The following is a 20,036-nucleotide window of genomic DNA, read 5'->3' as shown; positions in this document are numbered from 1 at the left end:
CGGCCTATTTGGCTGGCTTTTTGATTTTAGAGAAAACATAGTCAAAGACTATAGCTAGCTCAAGAATCTATCATCTTTAAAAAGCCCTTAAAATATGGTAAAATAAACCGTTCAAAGAGAAATGGTAAAACATTTATGACTAATAATTTATTGGTGCTTCAATCAGACTTTGGTTTGGTTGACGGTGCTGTTTCGGCTATGATTGGTGTGGCCCTTCAAGAAGAACCTAGTTTGGGAGTTCATCATCTGACACATGATATTACCCCCTACAACACTTTTGAGGCTTCTTATCGTCTGTTTCAGACCGTTGAATACTGGCCTGAGGGGACAACCTTTGTTTCGGTAGTTGATCCGGGTGTAGGTTCCTCACGTAAAAGTGTGGTTGCCTTAACAAAGACGGGGCAATATATCGTCACACCAGATAACGGGACACTTTCTTATATCAAAAAGGTTGTTGGTATCGAGGCTGTTCGTGAGATTTCCGAGGTTGAGAATCGTCGTAGTAATACAGAGCTTTCCTATACCTTCCATGGTCGTGATGTTTATGCCTATACAGGTGCCAAATTAGCTTCTGGTCATATCAGTTTTGAAGAAGTTGGTCCTGAGTTACCTGTGGATAAAATTCTAGAACTTCCAGTGGTTGAAACCGTCATAGAGGATAATTTGGTTCGTGGGGCGATTGACATTTTGGATGTCCGCTTCGGCTCTCTGTGGACCTCTATCACACGTGATGACTTTTACGCGTTGGAACCAAACTTTGGTGATCGATTCGAAGTGACTATCTTTAACAATGATATGTTGGTCTACCAAAACCAAGTTACCTATGGGAAATCTTTTGCGGATGTTCGTATCGGTCAGCCAATTATTTATATCAATTCCCTCTATCGTGTTGGCTTAGCCATTAACCAAGGGTCTTTTGCCAAGGCCTATAATGTTGGTGTAGGGTCTAACTGGCACATTGAAATTAAACGTTTAGGAGATTAAAGTAAGATTATGAAAAATAATTCAATTCGTACAGTAGTTGCGACAGGTATTGGTGCAGCACTCTTTATTATCATTGGTATGTTTGTTAATATCCCTATTTTTGGGAATACTAGCATCCAACTTCAGTATGCTGTTCAAGCCCTATTCTCAGTGATTTTTGGGCCTATTACAGGTTTCTTTATGGGCTTTATTGGCCATGCACTTAAAGATGGCATCCAATACGGAAATATCTCATGGGCTTGGGTACTTGCAAGTGCTATTACAGGACTTGTAATTGGTCTATTCAACAAAAAATATGATGTGACAACTGGCAAGTTTTCTTTGATGAGTATGATTTGGTTTAACCTAGTACAAGCATTGGCCCTCCTTATTGCCTATGGTATCGTTACTCCTATTGGTGATAGACTCCAATTTGCACAAGCCTGGTCATACCTTTATGCACAAAGTTTTGTAGCTGGCGTAGCTAACTTTATTACAATTGCAATTGGAGGAACCCTCCTTCTTGCAATCTATGCTAGCTCACGTACACAATCTGGTAGTCTTACCAAAGACTAGCATGAATCATAGGAGAGTGGGACTGTCAGTTTGTTTTGATACCTCCTCTCTTTTTTAGTAGAAACATGGATAAATACATTAGTTTTAATCAGTTTACATTTCAATATGATGCGCAAGCAGAAGCGACGCTTAAAGATATCAGCTTTGATATTGCCAAGGGCGAGAAAGTCCTAATCTTAGGTCCTTCTGGTAGTGGAAAGTCGACTCTAGCTCAGTGTCTCAATGGTATCATACCTAATATTCATAAAGGTCAGGCACAAGGCCAGGTAAGGATAGATGGTCAGGATATTTTTAAGCAATCTATCTATGATAAGTCACAGTTGGTATCGACGGTATTGCAGGATCCGGATGGTCAGTTTATTGGCCTAACTGTAGCCGAGGATTTGGCTTTTGCTTTGGAGAATGATTGTGCTGATCAAAGTGAGATGAAAGATAAGGTAGCCCTCTGGGCTGAGCGTCTAGACTTGACCTCTCTTTTGAATCACCGCCCTCAAGATTTATCAGGTGGCCAAAAGCAACGAGTCAGTTTGGCTGGTGTCTTGATTGATGAGAGTCCTATTCTTTTATTTGATGAGCCTCTGGCAAATTTAGATCCTAAATCAGGACAGGAAACCATTGATCTCATTGATAAGATCCACAAGGAGGTGGGAGCTACGACGATTATTATTGAACATCGCCTAGAAGATGTTCTTTATCGTCCCGTTGACCGCATTTTACTGGTCAATGAAGGAGAGCTCATCTTTAATGGTAGCCCAGATGAGCTTTTATCGAGTACGCTCTTGCTAGAAAATGGGATTCGCGAACCTCTATATGTGACGGTTTTACGTCAGTTGGGATTTGACACAAGGAGTGCACAAAATCTTAGTCAATTAGATGCTTTAGACTTATCTGACCTTGCTCTGCCAGACAGAGTTTTGAAAGATAAAAGAGACAGTTCGAGTGACTCTATTTTGAAGGTTGAGGGGCTTAGTGTTTCCTATGGAGATAATCCAACAATTATAGAGGATCTGTCCTTTAGCTTGAAAAAAGGTGAGCGACTAGCGATTGTCGGTAAAAATGGGGCTGGGAAGTCGACGCTTGCCAAGGCTCTATGCGGTTTTGTCCCTAGTCAAGGGAAATTAACTTACGAGGGTCAGGATATTAGTCAGGATAGCATTGCCGAGCGTTCAGAACGTATAGGCTTTGTTTTGCAAAACCCAAATCAGATGATTAGCCAAACTATGATTTTTGATGAGGTCGCTCTTGGTTTGCGTTTGCGAGGTATTGAAGAGGCTGAGGTTGAAGAGCGTGTTCATGAGGTCTTGAAGACTTGTGGTCTCTATAGTTTTCGTAAATGGCCCATTTCTGCGCTTTCCTTTGGTCAGAAAAAGCGCGTGACCATTGCATCTATCTTGGTTTTGAAACCTGAAATCATTATCTTGGATGAGCCAACAGCTGGTCAAGATTACAAGACTTATACAGATATCATGAATTTCTTGGACAGTCTTCAGAAGCAAGGTCATACGATTGTGATGATTACTCATGACATGCAGCTCATGTTGGAATATAGCGATCGTTGTCTCGTTGTGGTTGAGGGTAAAGTCATTGCAGACGACAACCCTGTTACAATTCTTAATCAGAAGGATTTACTAGAGTCAGCTAATCTCAAGCAGACCTCTCTTTATACTTTGGGTCAGAAATTGTCAAGTGATCCAGTAGAAGTAACCCAGTATTATATCGAAAAAGGAGGCCCTAATGTCTAATCGTTTAATTGGTTATCAGTCAGGTCAAGGTTTCCTCTATGATTTGTCTGGGGCAAGTAAGATGCTTTTCTTTATCTTGGTTTCAGTTGCCTGTATGGCAACCTATGACCCCCGCTTTATCCTAGCAGTAGGCTTACTTTCCATTTCTCTCTTTTATTTGGCTAAGATTCGTTGGCGAGATATTTCTTTTGTTGTTAAGATTATTGGATCCATTGCCCTCTTTAATTTACTTATGGTCTACCTTTTCGCACCTGGCTATGGTGAAGAAATTTACGGGGCTAAGACAGTTATTATTGAAGGTTGGGGGCGTTTCTATCTAACCAGTCAGGAGCTTTTTTACCTTGCAAATCTATTGCTCAAGTATTTTTCAACGGTCCCTCTTGCCATCCTATTTCTCATGACTACCCATCCAAGTCAGTTTGCGGCTAGTCTGAATCAAATTGGGGTTCCTTATAAGTTTGCCTATTCCGTGAGTTTAACCTTGCGTTATATTCCAGATGTCCAAGAAGAATTCTTTACGATTCGTAAGGCTCAGGAGGCTCGTGGTTTGGATTTGTCGCAAAAGGCGGGACTGGTCAAACGCATTCGCGGGAATCTCCAAATTGTTCTTCCTCTAATTTTTTCATCTCTCGAACGAATTGATACCATATCGACAGCTATGGAGCTACGTCGATTTGGTCGCTATAAAAAACGTACCTGGTATGTGCATAAATCTTTGATGAAACAAGATTACCTTGTCATCGTGTCAGCTATTCTTTTATTGGGAATTAGTATAGGATTAATCTTCCTAAATCATGGTCGTTTTTACAATCCATGGGGATGATATTCTTGGCTTTTAGTAAAAGTATGCAAATAAGCACAACAAAAAACGTTCCAGTCTTGTCTAGATGAACGAGATTGGAACGTTTTTTGTTATTTCAAATATCCTAAATAATCAAATTTTTCTAGTGTTCGATTGTCAGCGACAACTAGGATGATTCCTTCATCAGGTAGTTTCTTACTTGGGTCAAAATGAGTGTTTAACTTGCCACTTTTCTCATCTCTAAAACCAATAACATTGACGTTATAATTTTGTCTTAGATTTAAAGTATGCAAGGACTTTCCAGCCCATTCACTAGGAATTTTAAGTTCAATTAAAGCTACATCGTCCTCTAAATGAAAAACATTTGATATGTTATAGCGGAGGATATTTGAAGCCAATTCTTTTGCTGTGCTACGTTCAGGAGTGATGACCCAGTTAGCACCCATTCCGTAAAGGACTTCCTCATAATTGTTATTCATAGCTTTGGCAATAATATTCTTAATACCAAGTTTTTTGCACTGCAAGAGCGCTAGCGCAGACGATTCTAGGTGTTCTCCAGTTGCAATAATGACTGAGTCGCAAGTATCGATACCAGCAGAACGTAGAAATTCAATGTCAGTAATGTCCCCAACAGCAGCCTTAGTCACCTGATCAGCAAGGTAATCAATTGTTGTAGCATTATTATCTAAGGCAATAACATCTTGTCCAAAAGAAGAGAGTTCGGTTGCAATAGTTTGTCCAAAGATTCCCAAACCAAGGACCCCAATAATTTGTGTTTTCATATAAAATCCTTTCAGAATATTGTCAATTAATAAAATAGTTTAGCCGACTGAAATGTCAGTTGGGGCATAAGAGATATGTTTTTCTTTTTTGGTCATCAAGCTCAAGAGAACAGTGATAGGTCCGACACGGCCAATGAACATCAGAGCCATGATAACAAGGCGTCCTAGGGTATTTAGATTAGGGGTCAAATCCATTGAAACACCAACGGTAGCAATGGCTGACACACTCTCAAAAAGTAGGCCTAGTGGTGAGAGAGTAGGATTAGTTTCCAGCAAAATAACATAGCCGACAAAGAGCATCGTTAGGAAAAAGAGTATAACTGTGAATGCTTGCAAAATGGTTTTGTTAGATATAATACGGTTTCGAAAAACCACACTCGAGTTACCAGATAGCTCTGACTTAAAAAGTAGGAACATGATAGAGGCAGTTGTCACCTTGATACCACCCGCAGTTCCTCCAGGACCACCCCCAATAATCATTTGAATCATAAAAAGAAGATTTGTGGAGAAATCGGCATTGGTATAGGAAATAGTTGCAAAGCCAGCGGTACGCATGGTTACAGTCTGAAAGAAACTTACCAGAAGTTGTTGCCAGACATTGAGAGTACCGATTGTCTTAGAGTTATCCATTTCCAGTAACCAAGCAAGCAGTGTTCCTCCTAATAGGAGACAACCTGTACTTATAAGCACAAGACGGCTTTGATTACTGAAAGGTCTCCAAGCTAATTTCCAATTCCTTGGACGATCTTTAATATAACGTCTTATTAGTTGAATCAAATCAATCCAAACTGCAAATCCCAAGCTTCCAGACATGATGAGAAAAGCTACAGCAAGGTTAATGGTTGGATTGGTTGCATAATCTTGTAAACTGTTAGAACCTAAGTTATCAAATCCAGCATTACAAAAGGCAGAGACAGCTAGAAAGAGACTATTAAAAATGCCATGACCAAGTCCAAAACGAGGAATGAAGTCAGTCATAATCACGAGTGCTGCTAAAGCTTCAATAGAAAAAGTTATTTTATAGACCTTAAAAAGATAAGCCTTCAAATCTTTTTGGTTATCCCTACTAAGTGCGGATTGAAGGAGATCTTGATCGCTCAGTCCTAATTTATTTTTAAGGGTATAGGTACTAAAGGCTATAAGAGAGACTAGTCCAAGTCCTCCCGTCTGCATGAGAAACATAGAGAGAATTTGACCAAGACCATTGTATGCCTTACTGACCGGGACAACAGAAAGTCCAGTTACACAGACCATTGACACAGTATTGAAGAGATGGTCTAGGTAGCTTGTTTCTGGACTGTTAGCATAGTGGCTTATGGGAAGGCTAAGTAAAATACTCCCCACTATAATGACAAAGACAAAGCTGAGCACAAGCTTTTGCGTGACAGAAAGACGATTTATCAATGAAAACCTCCGAGTTATCATAAGAATAAATAATAATCCAAGGAGCAAGAAGCATCCTTGGATAAATGTTATAACGGCTTCTTGTTAGGCATCCCAGCACGACGTGGGTACTTATTTGGGGTTTCTTTTTTCTTATCGACAATGGTGATATTACGTCCATCCCCATTTGGCAATTTATAGTTCTCATTGAGAATAGGTTTGGCAAAAAGCAAGTTCAAGGCATTTTTAGCATCGGCTAGCTCTTCGTCAGCTGCTGCAGCTTTAAGTGCAATAAGTTGTCCACCCACCTTTAAGAAAGGAATGGTCAATTCTGAGAGAACCTGCATGCGTGCAACAGCACGGGCAGTTACAATATCAAACTGAGCACGGAAGCCCTTGTCTTGTCCAAAATCCTCTGCACGTCCATGATAGAAGTGAACACCGCTGAGCTCAAGTTCATCGGCCAAGAGATTAAGGAAATTGATGCGTTTATTAAGAGAGTCAATGATAGTCACATCAAGTTCAGGACAAAGGATTTTCATAGGGAGACTTGGAAATCCAGCTCCAGCTCCGATATCGAGAAGTCGAATAGTCTGATTTTTAATATGTCCTTGGAGAACAGGAGCTAGGGAATCGTAGAAATGTTTGAGGTAGACCTCGTCTCTTTCTGTGATTGCAGTAAGATTGATCTTTTCGTTCCATTCTACCAAGAGCTCAAAGTAGCGTTGGAATTGGTCTTTTTGTTTTTGGCTGAGATCGAACCCTAGTTCTTTCAAAGCCTTGTAAAAATCTTCAGGTGTCATTTTATATTCCTTTTATCTAGTTTCAATGCTCTTATTTTACCATAATTAAGAGCTTTCATCTAACGCTATAAGACAGATGGAAACTAGGTCTGAATAAGTTTCTCATTAGCTGTGAAAAAAGTTCTAAGTTTAAGAAATATGTAATATTAAAGGTGTTATTTTTTCTTAAAAATTTGATATAATACTAATTAAGTCTAAAATCATAATCATGCTCTCTAATGAAAAGTGAATGTGGGGGATTATGGTCTTGTGGATTGAAAATAGATCCCTATGGGGAAATTTAATTTGAGGATTAAAAATGATTTATCTTTCAGAAGTTAGAAAGTCTCCAGAAGGGCTCGCCTTTAACGAAGCACCTTCTTTGTTGGAGTCTATTAAAGAACGCTATGATCAAGTTTTAAATCTTGAACAGATTCAAGCAAGTGGGCATGTAGCCTATGACAATGGTTTGTACCTTTTGGATTATCAACTTAGCTATGATATTACCTTGCCATCTAGCCGTTCACTTGAACCTGTGACCCTTAGTTTTAACTATCCGGTTTCAGAAACCTTTATACAAGAGGCAGATGCTGCTCTGCAAAAAGAATTAGTCGAAGAAAATCTAGTTCTTATCTTGGATGGGGATACTATTAATCTTGATGAGAGTATTCTAGATAATATTCTTCTTAATATTCCTTTGAGAGTACTAACACCTGAGGAAGAATCAGGACAAATTTCGCTCTCTGGGAATGACTGGGAAGTCTTGTCAGAAGAGGATTTTGCCGCTCTTCAACAGGAGAAAAAAGAGGCAAGTAATCCCTTTGCCCAATTGAACGGTCTCTTTGATGAAAATTAATTCAAAAAAACAAACTAAAAATGTTTGACAATTTTAAAAATCTGTATTATTATATCATTAGAAGTTAATTTTCGGATTTATTCATTGGGTAAATCTACAGACTTTTTAAGGGAAATGGAAGTCAAAAAATTTTAAGAAAGTGGTAAATACTTATTATGAGCAAACGCATTTTGATTGTTGAAGATGAGAAAAACCTTGCTCGTTTTGTCTCTCTTGAACTTCAACACGAAGGATACGACGTTGTGACAGCAGACAACGGACGCGAAGGACTTGAAATGGCACTCGAGAAAGATTTCGATCTTATTCTCTTGGACCTTATGTTGCCTGAGATGGACGGTTTTGAAGTAACACGTCGTCTCCAACAAGAAAAAGATACTTATATTATGATGATGACAGCTCGCGATTCAATCATGGACATTGTTGCTGGTTTGGACCGCGGTGCTGATGACTATATTGTAAAACCATTTGCGATTGAAGAATTGTTGGCACGTATCCGTGCAACCTTCCGTCGCCAAGATATCGAATCTGCTAAGAATGCACCAGCAAAAGCATCAACTTATCGTGATTTGAAATTGGATGTTCAAAACCGTACAGTTGTTCGTGGTGATGAAGCAATTCCATTGACAAAACGTGAGTTTGATTTGTTGAACACACTTTTGAGCAATATGAACCAAGTGATGACCCGTGAGGAACTCTTGCTTCAAGTTTGGAAATATGATGACGCCATCGAAACAAACGTGGTAGATGTTTATATTCGTTATTTGCGTGGAAAAATCGACGTTCCAGGTAAGGAATCATATATTCAAACAGTACGAGGAATGGGTTACGTTATCCGTGAAAAATGAGTAAATTACAAGATAAATTATTTGGTAAAGTAACCATTAGAAAAAAGTTGACCATGACAACTGCTGTGGTCTTCTTTCTTGTATTGTCGTTGTTCACTCTGGTTGTTATTTTTTCAGCTAATACGCTTCTTTTGCAACGTGAACGTCAAAATGTAAACACTACAATCGCAAAAGTTGTTACTTACATCGAAAAGGATTGGGATTCGGATGAAGAATTAAGTCCAGAACCGCTCTTAGCGGCTCTTTATTCGCCTAAAAATATCTATGCATCAATTATTAATGGCGTACTTTCTGAAAAGCACTCTTTGGATGGTCAAGTTGCAATTTCTAATAAATTATATTCAAATCAGTCAGTTTTTGTGTATGACAAAAAAGGAACCTTTATCTTTACTTCTGAGGAGAATACAGATTCGCCTCCCGGTATGTCCGAGGTAAACAAACTGAAGTCAGTATCCTATAAAGGAAAGCGTGGTTTCTTACTACAAGTTCCAATTTACGGTAAGGATAAAAAGACCATCGTTGGCTATGCCCAGATTTTCCATGATTTGGAATTCTACTATGCTCTTAAAGAGCGTTTGGTTTTCTTGTTGATTTTCCTAGAAGTGGGGATGACTGTCCTAGTTATCGCAGCAACTGTAGTTGTCTTGACATCTATTCTTCGTCCGATGAGACAGTTGCACGAAACGATGGGAGTTATTACCGATTCGCCAAGTGATTTGGAACTTCGTTCTAAGATTGAAAGTCACGATGAAATTGGTGATTTGGCGGTTAACTTTAACCGCATGATGGATAAAATTCAAGAAAATAATCAGATGCAGATGCGTTTCTTGAGTGACGTCAGTCATGAATTGCGTACGCCGATTGCGGTTATCAAGGGGCATATGGACCTCTTGCAACGTTGGGGTAAAAATGACCCTGAGATTCTTGAAGAAAGTCTTGAGGCTGCAAGTCACGAGGCCAACCGTATGACGATTATGATTAATGATATGTTGGATTCTATCCGTGTCAAAGGATCATTTGAAAATCATAGAAACGATACTTGTGATTTGAATTCTTCAATCCGTACGGTTATTGGGAACTTCCGTGTCTTGCATGAAGATTATCAATTTTATCTCAATGATTTCGAAAGTTCAGAGCGTCTAGCACAGATTTATAGTCAGCACTTTGAACAGGCGATCACCATTTTGATTGATAATGCGGTCAAGTATTCGCCTGTCAATAAGGAAATACAGGTTACTATTAAAGCATTGGAAGATGAAATGTTGGTACAAGTGCAAGATAACGGTGAGGGGATTTCAAAAGAAGATATCAATCATATTTTTGAACGTTTCTATCGTTCAGATAAGGCACGTAACCGTACAACAACTCAATCTGGTGTTGGTATTGGTTTGTCAATCCTTTATCAAATTGTGGAAGCTTATCGCTGCCGTATTGATGTTAGTTCTGAACTTGGTGTTGGAACACGTTTCGACCTTTACATTCCATTTGCAGATCGAGAAACGACGATACCTCAACTTGAGCTTTAAATCAATTTATAAGAGACTTAGAGTGATTCTTGGTCATGAGCACGCCTCGTTTAGGGCGTGCTTTTTATGTGTTTTTATGGTAAAATAGAGTACCGAATTTCAAAGATTGGTGGTGAAGTGCATGCGTTGTCCAAAATGTCAACATAATAAATCTAGTGTTATCGATAGCCGTCAGGCAGAGGATGGGAATACTATTCGTCGTCGTCGTGAGTGTGATTCTTGTCATGCTCGTTTTACAACATTTGAGCGTGTGGAAGAGGTTCCACTTTTGGTTGTCAAAAAAGACGGTACTCGTGAACAATTCTCTCGCGACAAGATTTTCAATGGTATCTTGATGAGTGCTCAGAAGCGTCCGGTTTCTAGTGAGGATATCGAAAATGCCATCACCCGTATTGAGCAAAACATTCGCCGTAACCATGATGGAGAGGTTGAGAGTGATGTCATTGGGAATTTAGTGATGAAAGAACTCGCTGACCTTGATGAAATTACTTATGTACGTTTTGCCAGTGTCTACCGTTCTTTCAAAGATGTTGATGAGATTGAAGAGTTGCTTCAAGAAATCACCAAGACTGTACGTGCGAAAAAAGAGTCTAAAAAATGAGACCTATTGAAGAATTTGTTTATGTTGGCAATCAGGTTATCGTTCCCGATCAGGCAAGTCTGATGCGTTGCTACTATCCCATTATTGGGGGTGAGGGATACGCTCTCTACCAGTATTTCGTGGCTTTTTATGACAATGGGAATCACCGCCATAAGTTTGCGGCTATTCTGAACCACCTTAACTTTGGAATGCAGCCCCTTCAGGAAGCACTGGCGGTTCTGACAGCAGTAGATCTTTTGGCCCTTTACCAGTCCCCTCAAGGGTTTTATGTTATAGAGCTTAAGTCTCCCTTATCAATTGAACAGTTTTTAAAACATGCCGTTTATAGTTCACTTCTCGAGCAAAAGATTAGTGAACCAGCAGTAGATGCTTTGAAACCTGCAGGTCTACAAGGCTTGCAAGATTTATCTAAACGTTTTTCGGATGTCTTTACCGATGAGCGTTTGGCTCAAAAGTCTGTGTCTGAAATCAAGCCCAAAAATTCATTTGATTTAAGCAGTTTCAGGAATCGTATGCAGGCTGATGGTCTTGTATTTACAGATGAAAAGACAGATGTGCCAGAAATCTATAAATTGTCTGAAACTCATGGCATGAACTGGTATGATACCTATCTCTTAGCGAAAAAGACAGCCGTGAACCACCAGATTATTGTCAAGCGTATGCAGGTGCAATTAGAGCAGGCTCAAGCTCAAACATTGGGTGGTGATTCTGCTTTGACGGAGACGGAGAAAAAGATTCTTAAAGCGGTTAGGTCCGAAAAGCCTATAGATTACTTGCAAAGTGCTAAAGGCCCAAGCGGGACTGTGACTAATTCTGAGAAGCAGATTCTCACGGATTTGGCACAAAGAGGCTTTATGGATGAGGTCATTAACCTCATGGTTGCCTATAGTTTGGGACGGACACGTTCAACGAATGTGAATCGAGAGTATATCTCTAAACTTGCCAACGATTTTGCCTTTAAGAACATCGTCACTGCTGAACAGGGGCTTTTAGCTTTGCGTAGTGGTTATGACAAGAAATCACAGCAAGCAAAAGCTGATTCTAAGAAGAAAACAAATGTGCCGAGCTGGAGTAATCCAGATTATGATAATCAAACCAGTCAGGCTGATCAGGCCAAGTTGGATGAAATTAGACGTCGAGCTTTGGCAAAACTAGAAAAAGGAAAGGAGTAGCCTATGGAAAGAGTTGGACAAACCCTAAACCGAGCAGGGCATCATGGGTCTGGCAATGCAACAGATTTAACGAAGCAAATTTTGGCAGATCCAAGAGTGGCTAGCTTTATTCAAGAGCATAGCCTAAGCCAGGATGAAATCAAGCGTAGTCTTCCTAAGTTTAATCAATTCCTGGTGGAATGCCGTAAGGTCAAAGAAGGTGATGCCTCGTATATTGCCAAGGGGTATGAACCGATTCTGACCATGAATGAAGGCTACGCTGATGTAACCTATAAGGAGACGCGTCAGCTCAAAGAGCAACAAGAACAGCAGGCTATTGCTAAACGGATTAATTTGGTGAGTCTGCCTCAGTCTTATCGTAAGATTACCTTTGCGGACATTGCTCTAGATGATGTGGCTCGTGTTGATACCTTTGAGAGTCTCGTGGATTTTGTGGCGAATTACCCTAGTCCAGACCAGAAAGGCCTCTATATCTACGGAGACATGGGGGTTGGAAAATCCTTCATGTTGGCTGCTATGGCTCATGAACTTTCAGAGACTAAGAAGGTTGCTACGACCATTATTCATTACCCATCTTTTACTATTGATGTTAAAAATGGAATCAAGGATGGTTCTGTCAAGGAACAAATTGATGCTGTCAAACAGGCGGAAGTTTTGGTTCTAGATGATATCGGTGCAGAACAATTCTCTTCTTGGATTAGGGATGATGTTTTGCAAGTTATCCTCCAGCATCGCATGATTGAGGAGCTGCCTACCTTCTTTACGTCTAACTATAGTTTTGCGGATTTAGAAGCAAAGCTATCCAATGGACGTCAAGGAGATGAGACTTGGCAGGCCAAACGTGTGATGGAGCGTATCCGTTTTCTTGCCAAAGAGGTTCACTTGAAGGGTGTTAATCGCCGTTAGGGTGATCCTAATAATGATAAAGAATAAGAGAGTTTGCTTTCCTTGGTGGAAGTGAGACTGCTAATTGAAGAAAGGAATCCCTATTTAATCAGGGACTTAAACATATGACATTACCTACAGTTGCTATCGTGGGTCGCCCAAACGTTGGGAAATCGACCCTATTTAACCGAATTGCGGGTGAACGTATCTCTATCGTCGAAGACGTTGAAGGGGTAACACGTGACCGTATTTATACCTCTGCTGAATGGCTTAATCGCCAGTTTAGCTTGATTGATACTGGTGGTATCGATGATGTTGATGCACCATTTATGGAACAAATTAAGCACCAAGCTGACATTGCCATGACTGAAGCTGACGTTATTGTCTTTGTCGTTTCCGGTAAGGAAGGCGTGACAGATGCGGACGAGTACGTTGCTCGTATTCTCTATAAGACCAACAAGCCAGTTATTTTGGCGGTAAATAAAGTGGATAACCCTGAGATGCGTGCAGATATCTATGATTTTTATTCTCTTGGACTTGGTGATCCTTACCCAGTTTCATCTGTTCACGGTATTGGTACAGGGGATGTTCTCGATGCTATCGTTGAAAACCTTCCAACAGAAGTTGAAGAAGAAAATCCAGATATCATTCGTTTTAGTTTGATTGGACGTCCAAACGTCGGAAAATCAAGCTTGATTAACGCCATTTTGGGCGAGGACCGAGTGATTGCTAGTCCGATTGCTGGTACGACTCGAGATGCCATTGATACAAACTTTGTGGACAGTGAAGGTCAAGAGTATACCATGATTGACACCGCTGGTATGCGTAAATCTGGTAAGGTTTATGAAAATACGGAGAAATACTCTGTCATGCGTTCAATGCGTGCCATTGACCGTTCTGATATCGTCCTTATGGTTATCAATGCCGAAGAAGGTATCCGTGAGTATGATAAGCGTATTGCTGGTTTTGCCCATGAAGCTGGTAAAGGGATTATCATCGTAGTTAACAAATGGGATACGATTAAGAAAGACAATCATACCGTTGCTAACTGGGAAGCAGATATCCGTGATCAGTTCCAATTCTTGAGCTATGCACCAATTATCTTTGTATCGGCTGAGACGAAACAACGTCTTAACAAGTTGCCAGAGATGATTAAACGCATCAGTGAGAGTCAAAATCGTCGTATTTCATCAGCTGTTTTGAATGATGTTATCATGGATGCCATTGCCATCAACCCAACACCGACTGACAAAGGAAAACGCCTTAAGATTTTCTACGGCACACAAGTTTCGGTTAAACCACCAACATTTGTTATCTTTGTCAATGAAGAAGAGCTTATGCACTTCTCATACATGCGTTTCTTGGAAAATCAAATTCGTCAAGCCTTTGGTTTTGAGGGAACACCAATTCATTTGATTGCTCGTAAACGTAAATAAAAAAAGAGACCAACCAGAATAAAATCTTTATGGGTTGGTCTTTTATCATTGTAAGGAGAAAACGATGTTAGAAAATATTCAAGCTTATTTATCTAAACAAGGGGTTAAGTATATCAAACCTGAAAAGGCGGGCCTACACCAGGAAGAGATGGAAGACCTCAAGGCACTTGCTCAATCAGCTCGTAAGGAAATGCAGGTCTTATCCAAAGCTCTAGAGGAGCGTTTGACACCCTTTAAGATGGATCGTGTCAGTAATTGGGCCAATCAGGCACAAATATGTCGGCCACACTTTTGGTGCTATTATAAGGCACCTGAGGACAGTTTAGACGATGTTGCCATGGCGATTCGGCTCTATGGTCAGCCTAAAGATTGGGGAGTCTCAGTTGAAGTTAGCTTTATCGAACGGAAAAAATCAGATACTACTCTAGCTAAACAACATAAGGTCCTAGACTTACCGATTGCACCCTCTCTATACTATTTTGCCCAGGAAAATGGTGTCAGTCATCGTGTGGAAGGAACTGAAGACAATCGTCAGATGCTTAAAGAAGCAGTTAGAGATAATCGTGTTCGTAAGGTATTGGTTAAATATGATGTTCCTGTGACTACTAGTGAAACAATAGAAGAGTTAGTAGAAAAACTTGCTGATGGATTTGATAAGTTGAAACCCTATTACGAGAAAGCTAATAAAAACTAAAAAATCTCCAGGTTCTTTCTGGAGATTTTCCTTGTTATTTTGGTGCAATCACTTCAGCACCACCCATGTAAGGGCGAAGAACTTCAGGGATAGTTACTGAACCATCTTCGTTTTGGTAGTTTTCAAGGACAGCGGCTACTGTACGTCCAACAGCAAGTCCTGAACCGTTAAGAGTGTGAAGAAGTTTTACTTTACCATCGGCTTCGTCACGGTAACGGATTTGTGCACGACGGGCTTGGAAATCTTCTGTGTTTGAACATGAAGAAATTTCGCGGTAAGTGTTTTGTGCTGGAATCCAAACTTCCAAGTCGTAAGTTTTCGCAGCTGAGAATCCCATATCGCCAGTACACAAAGTGATGACACGGTATGGCAAGTTAAGTTTTTGAAGGATGTTTTCAGCGTTAACTACCATTTTTTCCAATTCATCATATGAGTCTTCAGGTTTTGAGAATTTGACCATTTCAACCTTGTGGAATTGGTGAAGACGAATCAAACCACGTGTGTCACGACCAGCTGAACCAGCTTCTGAACGGAATGAAGGACTCATAGCAGTGAAGTAGATTGGCAATTCTTTACCATCAAGGATTTCACCACGGTAGTAGTTTGTCAAAGGAACTTCGGCTGTTGGGATAAGGACATAGTCAGTACCGTCAAGCTCGAAAGTATCTTCTTTAAATTTTGGATATTGACCAGTACCGAACATTGAGTCGTGGTTAACCATGTAAGGTGTGATCATTTCAGTGTAACCTTCTTTAGCGTGCTCATCCAACATGAAGTTGTAGATTGCACGTTCCAATTTTGCTCCAAGTCCTTTGTAGAAGAGGAAGCGAGAACCAGTGACTTTAGCACCACGTTCCCAATCTAGGATACCAAGGTCTTCCCCAAGATCCCAGTGAGGCTTAATCTCAAAATCAAAGTTACGAGGTGTTCCCCAACGACGAACTTCTACGTTTTCGTCTTCGTCAGCACCTACTGGAACAGAGTCATTTGGTGTATTTGGAAGTGTCACAACGATGGCATTAAGCTTTTCATCGATAGCAGCAAGTTCTGCATCAATTTCCTTAATTTCTGCAGAGACTTTTTGCATTGCTGCGATTTGTTCGGAAGCATCTTCTTTGTTACGCTTAGCTTGAGCGATACCATCTGAAGCAATGTTACGTTGAGCTTTGAGTTCTTCAGATTTGATAAGAAGTTCGCGACGTTTAACATCAAGCTCTTTGAGTTCATTTAAAGTTTCAGCAGCGACACCACGTGTAGCCAATTTTTCGGCAAGGGCATCGAAGTCGTTACGAATACGTTTTACATCTAACATAAGTTCCTCCAAAAAGTAAAACACTCCTGTGAGAGTGTTGGAGTGACATAGGCCACGGTTCCATCCAACTTCACAGGAGTGCACTTGTTTATGTTTTTAATTATTAGAAACGGTAGAATTTCGTAGGTCAACCCTACCTGCTCGCAGCAACCGCAGGCTTTCTGTAAGGATCTAGCTAGTACTTATCCGTCCGTTATATTATACAAAAATTATGATTTTTTGGCAAATAAACCTTTGAGTCGAGCCCCAATAGTTTGAATGAGAGTTGGTAGCTTGACGACTTTTTCATTGCCAAGGTGTTCCCTAGCAATCTTTAGAATCTTCCCAGAATCTTTAGAAGCGAAGAGGAATTTGCTCTTGTCTGTCAACACTTCAAAGTGACGGCTAATTCTCTTTCCTGATACATTCGCACCGATTTGAGTGATGCTAGTCCATGGAATTTGAATGTATTGCTCGACATTGACATCTGGGTAGAATTCAAGAGCCACATCTCCGATTAGAAATTTACCGACTTTCCCTCCGATAGCCATGTAGGAAACGCCTGTTGTATGCAGTTCAACTGTTTTGTTTAGTGATTGTGCCATATCTATCTCGCTTTTTGATTGTAGTACCTTTATTATAGCATAAGAAAAGAGTTCAGCTTTGCTAAACTCTTACTCTTTTTACATGATTCCGAAGAAGCTTGCAACAATACCAACTACAAAGAGTCCGATGATGATTGTGATTGGTGAAACTTTCTTCTTAAGCAACCACATACATGCAAAAGTAAGGAGAAGTCCCATCAAACCTGGAATCAATGAATCCAATTGTTTTTGAAGGGTATCAACTTGAATCTTATCGAAGCTAAGTTTGTCATTAACTTGGCCGAGGATAGTCTTAAGTTGGTCACCGCTAACATTGCCTTTAGGCCATTCGATATAGGCACCTTTAGACAAAACTTTACCTGGAAGGTTTACAGTGAAGACGATAGAAACCCAACGTTCAACGAGGACGGCCAAGATGAACATACCAAGGATTGATGCCCCTTTAGTAATATCTTTCAAGATACCACCAGACATGTCTTTAGTGATTTCTGAACCTGCTTTGTAACCAAGTTCTTGAGTGTACCACAAGAAGGCCATACGGATAAGGTTCCAACCGATGAAGAAGATAAGTGGACCAGCGATGTTACCAGCTTGTGCCAATGATGCACCAAGGGCACCAAGGATAGGACGAACTGTGAACCAGAAAACAGGGTCACCGATACCGGCAAGAGGTCCCATCATACCGATTTTAACCCCTTGGATAGCAGCATCTTCGATGTCAGTACCGTTAGCTTTTTCTTCTTCAAGAGCCAAGGTAACACCCATGATAGGAGCAGCTACGTAAGGGTGGGTATTGAAGAATTCCAAGTGACGTTTAAGAGCTGCAGCTTGGTCTTCTTTGTTAGTGTAGAGTTTTTTGATAGCAGGAATGAGTGAGTAAGCCCAACCCAAGTTTTGCATACGTTCATAGTTCCATGAACCTTGCAAGAATTGTGAGCGCCACCAAACCTTTCTACGATCCGCTTGAGATAATTGAATTTTTTCAGCCATGAGAGCACCCCTTCCTAGTAGTCTTCCAAGATATCGCCGATTGGGTCGCCTGAACCAGTTGAAGTTCCGCCACCATTTCCGCCACCTTGTTTAGAAAGGTTGAGGTAGATGAAGGCAATAGCGACACCGATAGCACCAAGAGCGATAAGTGTCAATTGGCTAATAGCAGCAAAAGCAAAACCGATGGCGAAGAATGGCCAAACTTCACGAGTTGCCATCATGTTGATAACCATAGCGTAACCAACGGCTACGACCATACCACCACCGACAACCATACCGTGGTTGAGCCAGCTAGGCATCAAACCAAGGGCATGTTGAACAGATTCTGCTGGGATAGCAAGAAGAAGGGCGGCTGGCACAGCGATACGCAAACCTTGAAGAAGGAGGGCGAGGTAGTGTGCACGTTCAACACCAGCAATGTTTCCACTTTCTGCAGCTTTATCTGCGGCATGAACAAGGGCAACAGAGGCTGTACGAACAAGCATAGTTAGGAAGAGACCGGCAACCGCAAGTGGGATAGCTGTTGCAGTCGCAACACCGATACCTTCAGTTGTGAAGTTACCACCTTTAACCAAAATAATGGCAGCAGCAACAGAGGCAAGTGCAGCGTCGGGAGCGACAGCGGCACCGATATTAGCCCAAGCAAGGGCGATCATTTGAAGAGAACCACCAAGCATGATACCTGCAGTGAGGTTACCTGTAGCAGCACCGATGAGGGTACATGCAACAAGTGGTTGGTGGAATTGGAATTGGTCAAGGATACCTTCAAGACCAGCAAGGAAGGCAACAACTACGACCAAAATTGCAGAAATAATTGACATATCTGACATGGTAATAATTCCTTTTCTATTGAGTTGTGATTAGCTGAGATGATCAGCTAATTTATCCGAATGAAGGTTATTGAACGTTAGCTTTTTTGATAAGGTCGAACAAATCTTTCTTAGAATCATTTGGTACCTTACGGACGTCGAATTCAACGCCAAGGTCACGCAATTTTTCGAAGCAAGCAACATCGTCTTTGTCCATAGACAAAACGTTGTTAACCATTGTTTTACCAGTTGAGTGAGCCATAGAACCAACGTTAAGTTCTTTGATTGGCACGCCACCTTCGATAGCACGAAGTGCGTCTTGAACCGTTTCGAACAAGATAAGTGCGTGTGTGTTACCAAAGCGAGGGTCCTTAGAAGCATCAATCAATTTTTGAATTGGAACAACGTTTGCTTTAACCCCATTTGGTGCTGCTTGTTTGATCAATTCTTTACGAAGCTCATCTTTAGCAACGTCATCTGAAGCAACAATGATACGGTCTGCTTTAGATGCAGGTGTCCAGTTAGTTGCTACCTGACCATGCAAGAGACGTGTGTCCAAACGTGCCAAGTTAATCTTGAGCTTACCATCTCCGATAACTGTCCCTTCTGGGATAGCTCCTTGAGGTGCTGCAGCTTCTACAGGAGCTGCTGTTGTTTCCTCAGCTGGATTAAGCTCCTCTGGAAGTGCTTTGATACCACCCTTAGCTTCCTTGATGATATTAGCAGCAACTTGCTCTGCAGTAGCGTTAGCATCCATCATACGTTCAGTGTATGCTTGGATAAGCATTGGCAAGTTAAGTCCTGTGATGATAGCAATCTTGCGATCTGGATTTTCTCCAGCAATTCGACTGGCTTGGTTAAATGGTGAACCAGACCAAAGGTCAGCCAAAACAAGAATTTCGTCATCAGCATCGAATTGTGCAATGGCGTCGTTGAAGTGAGCGTACAAGTCATCAGGACCTTCACTTGGCATGAAAGTTACGACTTGAACTTTCTCTTGGTCTCCAAAAATCATAGAGCCTGATTGGTGGATTCCTTCAGCGAACTTACCATGGCTGGCAATAATAATACCGATACCCATTCGTGTTCTCCTCCTTATAAATTATTTTTTCCTAGGCTTAAAAAGACTATCTCCGATTTTTATCAAGACGCTAAAAAAAGCGTCTCTCAATCTTTTTAAACATAAGAAATCAAGAACAATTATATTCTAAAACGCTTTCAAGAAAATGTCAATAGCTAGTGAGATAAAATTTCAAAAGAAGTCAAACTCTTTCAAAAATGAGCAAAATATTATAA

General features: G+C 40.7%; 20 protein-coding genes. 12 read left to right on the top strand and 8 right to left on the bottom strand.

The annotated features are described in order from the left end of the window. The first annotated feature begins 135 nt into the window (after positions 1-135). From HMPREF2571_RS02040 to HMPREF2571_RS02025, 4 genes are all read left to right on the top strand, one after another. Positions 136-984, top strand: coding sequence for an SAM hydrolase/SAM-dependent halogenase family protein (locus tag HMPREF2571_RS02040; RefSeq protein ID WP_013990054.1), 849 nt, complete (start codon positions 136-138; stop codon positions 982-984). Positions 985-993: 9 nt separating this feature from the next. After that, the gene (locus HMPREF2571_RS02035) at positions 994-1,539 is read left to right on the top strand and encodes an ECF-type riboflavin transporter substrate-binding protein (protein WP_013990055.1); all 546 of its coding nucleotides are present in this window, start codon (positions 994-996) and stop codon (positions 1,537-1,539) included. Between the two features lie 65 nt (positions 1,540-1,604). Continuing rightward, on the top strand, positions 1,605-3,281 hold the full coding sequence (locus HMPREF2571_RS02030; protein WP_013990056.1) for an ABC transporter ATP-binding protein: 1,677 nt from the start codon (positions 1,605-1,607) through the stop codon (positions 3,279-3,281). Further along, the gene (locus HMPREF2571_RS02025; protein WP_070847101.1) at positions 3,274-4,104 is read left to right on the top strand and encodes an energy-coupling factor transporter transmembrane component T family protein; all 831 of its coding nucleotides are present in this window, start codon (positions 3,274-3,276) and stop codon (positions 4,102-4,104) included. The genes HMPREF2571_RS02030 and HMPREF2571_RS02025 overlap by 8 nt, the downstream gene beginning before the upstream one ends. Before the next feature lie 89 nt (positions 4,105-4,193). Here the strand turns inward: HMPREF2571_RS02025 and HMPREF2571_RS02020 are convergent, their stop codons facing one another. The 3 genes from HMPREF2571_RS02020 to rsmG all read right to left on the bottom strand — a co-directional run bounded on the left by HMPREF2571_RS02020 (position 4,194) and on the right by rsmG (position 7,051). Further along, entirely contained in the window at positions 4,194-4,865 is a 672-nt protein-coding gene (locus tag HMPREF2571_RS02020; protein WP_002886585.1) for a potassium channel family protein, read from the bottom strand. Positions 4,866-4,904: 39 nt separating this feature from the next. Continuing rightward, complete coding sequence (locus tag HMPREF2571_RS02015; RefSeq protein ID WP_073689220.1) at positions 4,905-6,269, bottom strand: TrkH family potassium uptake protein; 1,365 nt, start codon at positions 6,267-6,269, stop codon at positions 4,905-4,907. A 68-nt stretch (positions 6,270-6,337) separates the two neighbouring features. Next, positions 6,338-7,051 (bottom strand): 16S rRNA (guanine(527)-N(7))-methyltransferase RsmG, encoded by a 714-nt coding sequence (gene rsmG / locus HMPREF2571_RS02010; protein WP_049529060.1) that lies wholly within the window; start codon positions 7,049-7,051, stop codon positions 6,338-6,340. Positions 7,052-7,349: 298 nt separating this feature from the next. Between rsmG and HMPREF2571_RS02005 the strand changes: the two genes are divergently transcribed. From HMPREF2571_RS02005 to HMPREF2571_RS01970, 8 genes are all read left to right on the top strand, one after another. Next, a complete protein-coding gene (locus tag HMPREF2571_RS02005) occupies positions 7,350-7,886 on the top strand; it encodes a DUF177 domain-containing protein (RefSeq protein WP_070579518.1) in 537 nt (178 codons plus the stop codon). Positions 7,887-8,041: 155 nt separating this feature from the next. Next, positions 8,042-8,731: a response regulator transcription factor gene (locus tag HMPREF2571_RS02000; RefSeq protein WP_002886589.1), complete on the top strand. Its 690-nt coding sequence runs from the start codon at positions 8,042-8,044 to the stop codon at positions 8,729-8,731. Beyond that, positions 8,728-10,257: a HAMP domain-containing sensor histidine kinase gene (locus HMPREF2571_RS01995; protein WP_013990062.1), complete on the top strand. Its 1,530-nt coding sequence runs from the start codon at positions 8,728-8,730 to the stop codon at positions 10,255-10,257. The genes HMPREF2571_RS02000 and HMPREF2571_RS01995 overlap by 4 nt, the downstream gene beginning before the upstream one ends. A gap of 121 nt (positions 10,258-10,378) precedes the next feature. Further along, complete coding sequence (nrdR, locus tag HMPREF2571_RS01990; protein WP_002886592.1) at positions 10,379-10,858, top strand: transcriptional regulator NrdR; 480 nt, start codon at positions 10,379-10,381, stop codon at positions 10,856-10,858. Continuing rightward, complete coding sequence (locus HMPREF2571_RS01985) at positions 10,855-12,030, top strand: DnaD domain protein (RefSeq protein ID WP_013990063.1); 1,176 nt, start codon at positions 10,855-10,857, stop codon at positions 12,028-12,030. Before nrdR ends, HMPREF2571_RS01985 begins: the two co-directional genes overlap by 4 nt. 3 nt (positions 12,031-12,033) lie before the next feature. Continuing rightward, complete coding sequence (dnaI, locus tag HMPREF2571_RS01980; protein ID WP_013990064.1) at positions 12,034-12,936, top strand: primosomal protein DnaI; 903 nt, start codon at positions 12,034-12,036, stop codon at positions 12,934-12,936. A gap of 104 nt (positions 12,937-13,040) precedes the next feature. After that, on the top strand, positions 13,041-14,351 hold the full coding sequence (gene der / locus HMPREF2571_RS01975) for a ribosome biogenesis GTPase Der (RefSeq protein WP_002886596.1): 1,311 nt from the start codon (positions 13,041-13,043) through the stop codon (positions 14,349-14,351). A gap of 64 nt (positions 14,352-14,415) precedes the next feature. Then, entirely contained in the window at positions 14,416-15,045 is a 630-nt protein-coding gene (locus HMPREF2571_RS01970) for a hypothetical protein (protein WP_013990065.1), read from the top strand. 34 nt (positions 15,046-15,079) lie between these two features. Here the strand turns inward: HMPREF2571_RS01970 and serS are convergent, their stop codons facing one another. The 5 genes from serS to HMPREF2571_RS01945 form a co-directional block, all read right to left on the bottom strand. Next, positions 15,080-16,357, bottom strand: a complete 1,278-nt coding sequence (serS, locus tag HMPREF2571_RS01965) for a serine--tRNA ligase (protein ID WP_013990066.1) — start codon at positions 16,355-16,357, stop codon at positions 15,080-15,082. 209 nt (positions 16,358-16,566) lie between these two features. Beyond that, entirely contained in the window at positions 16,567-16,941 is a 375-nt protein-coding gene (locus HMPREF2571_RS01960; protein ID WP_002883765.1) for a DUF956 family protein, read from the bottom strand. A gap of 78 nt (positions 16,942-17,019) precedes the next feature. After that, a complete protein-coding gene (locus HMPREF2571_RS01955) occupies positions 17,020-17,931 on the bottom strand; it encodes a PTS system mannose/fructose/sorbose family transporter subunit IID (protein ID WP_013990067.1) in 912 nt (303 codons plus the stop codon). Positions 17,932-17,945: 14 nt separating this feature from the next. Beyond that, positions 17,946-18,761: a PTS mannose/fructose/sorbose transporter subunit IIC gene (locus HMPREF2571_RS01950; protein WP_013990068.1), complete on the bottom strand. Its 816-nt coding sequence runs from the start codon at positions 18,759-18,761 to the stop codon at positions 17,946-17,948. A 67-nt stretch (positions 18,762-18,828) separates the two neighbouring features. Then, a complete protein-coding gene (locus HMPREF2571_RS01945; protein ID WP_002883770.1) occupies positions 18,829-19,821 on the bottom strand; it encodes a PTS sugar transporter subunit IIB in 993 nt (330 codons plus the stop codon). Positions 19,822-20,036 lie beyond the last annotated feature (215 nt).

It is taken from the genome of Streptococcus sp. HMSC068F04 (assembly GCF_001837455.1).
GTDB classification, from domain to species: domain Bacteria; phylum Bacillota; class Bacilli; order Lactobacillales; family Streptococcaceae; genus Streptococcus; species Streptococcus salivarius_D.
Note: the sequence above shows the minus strand (reverse complement) of the source record. Positions and strands in the feature narration are given on the sequence as shown.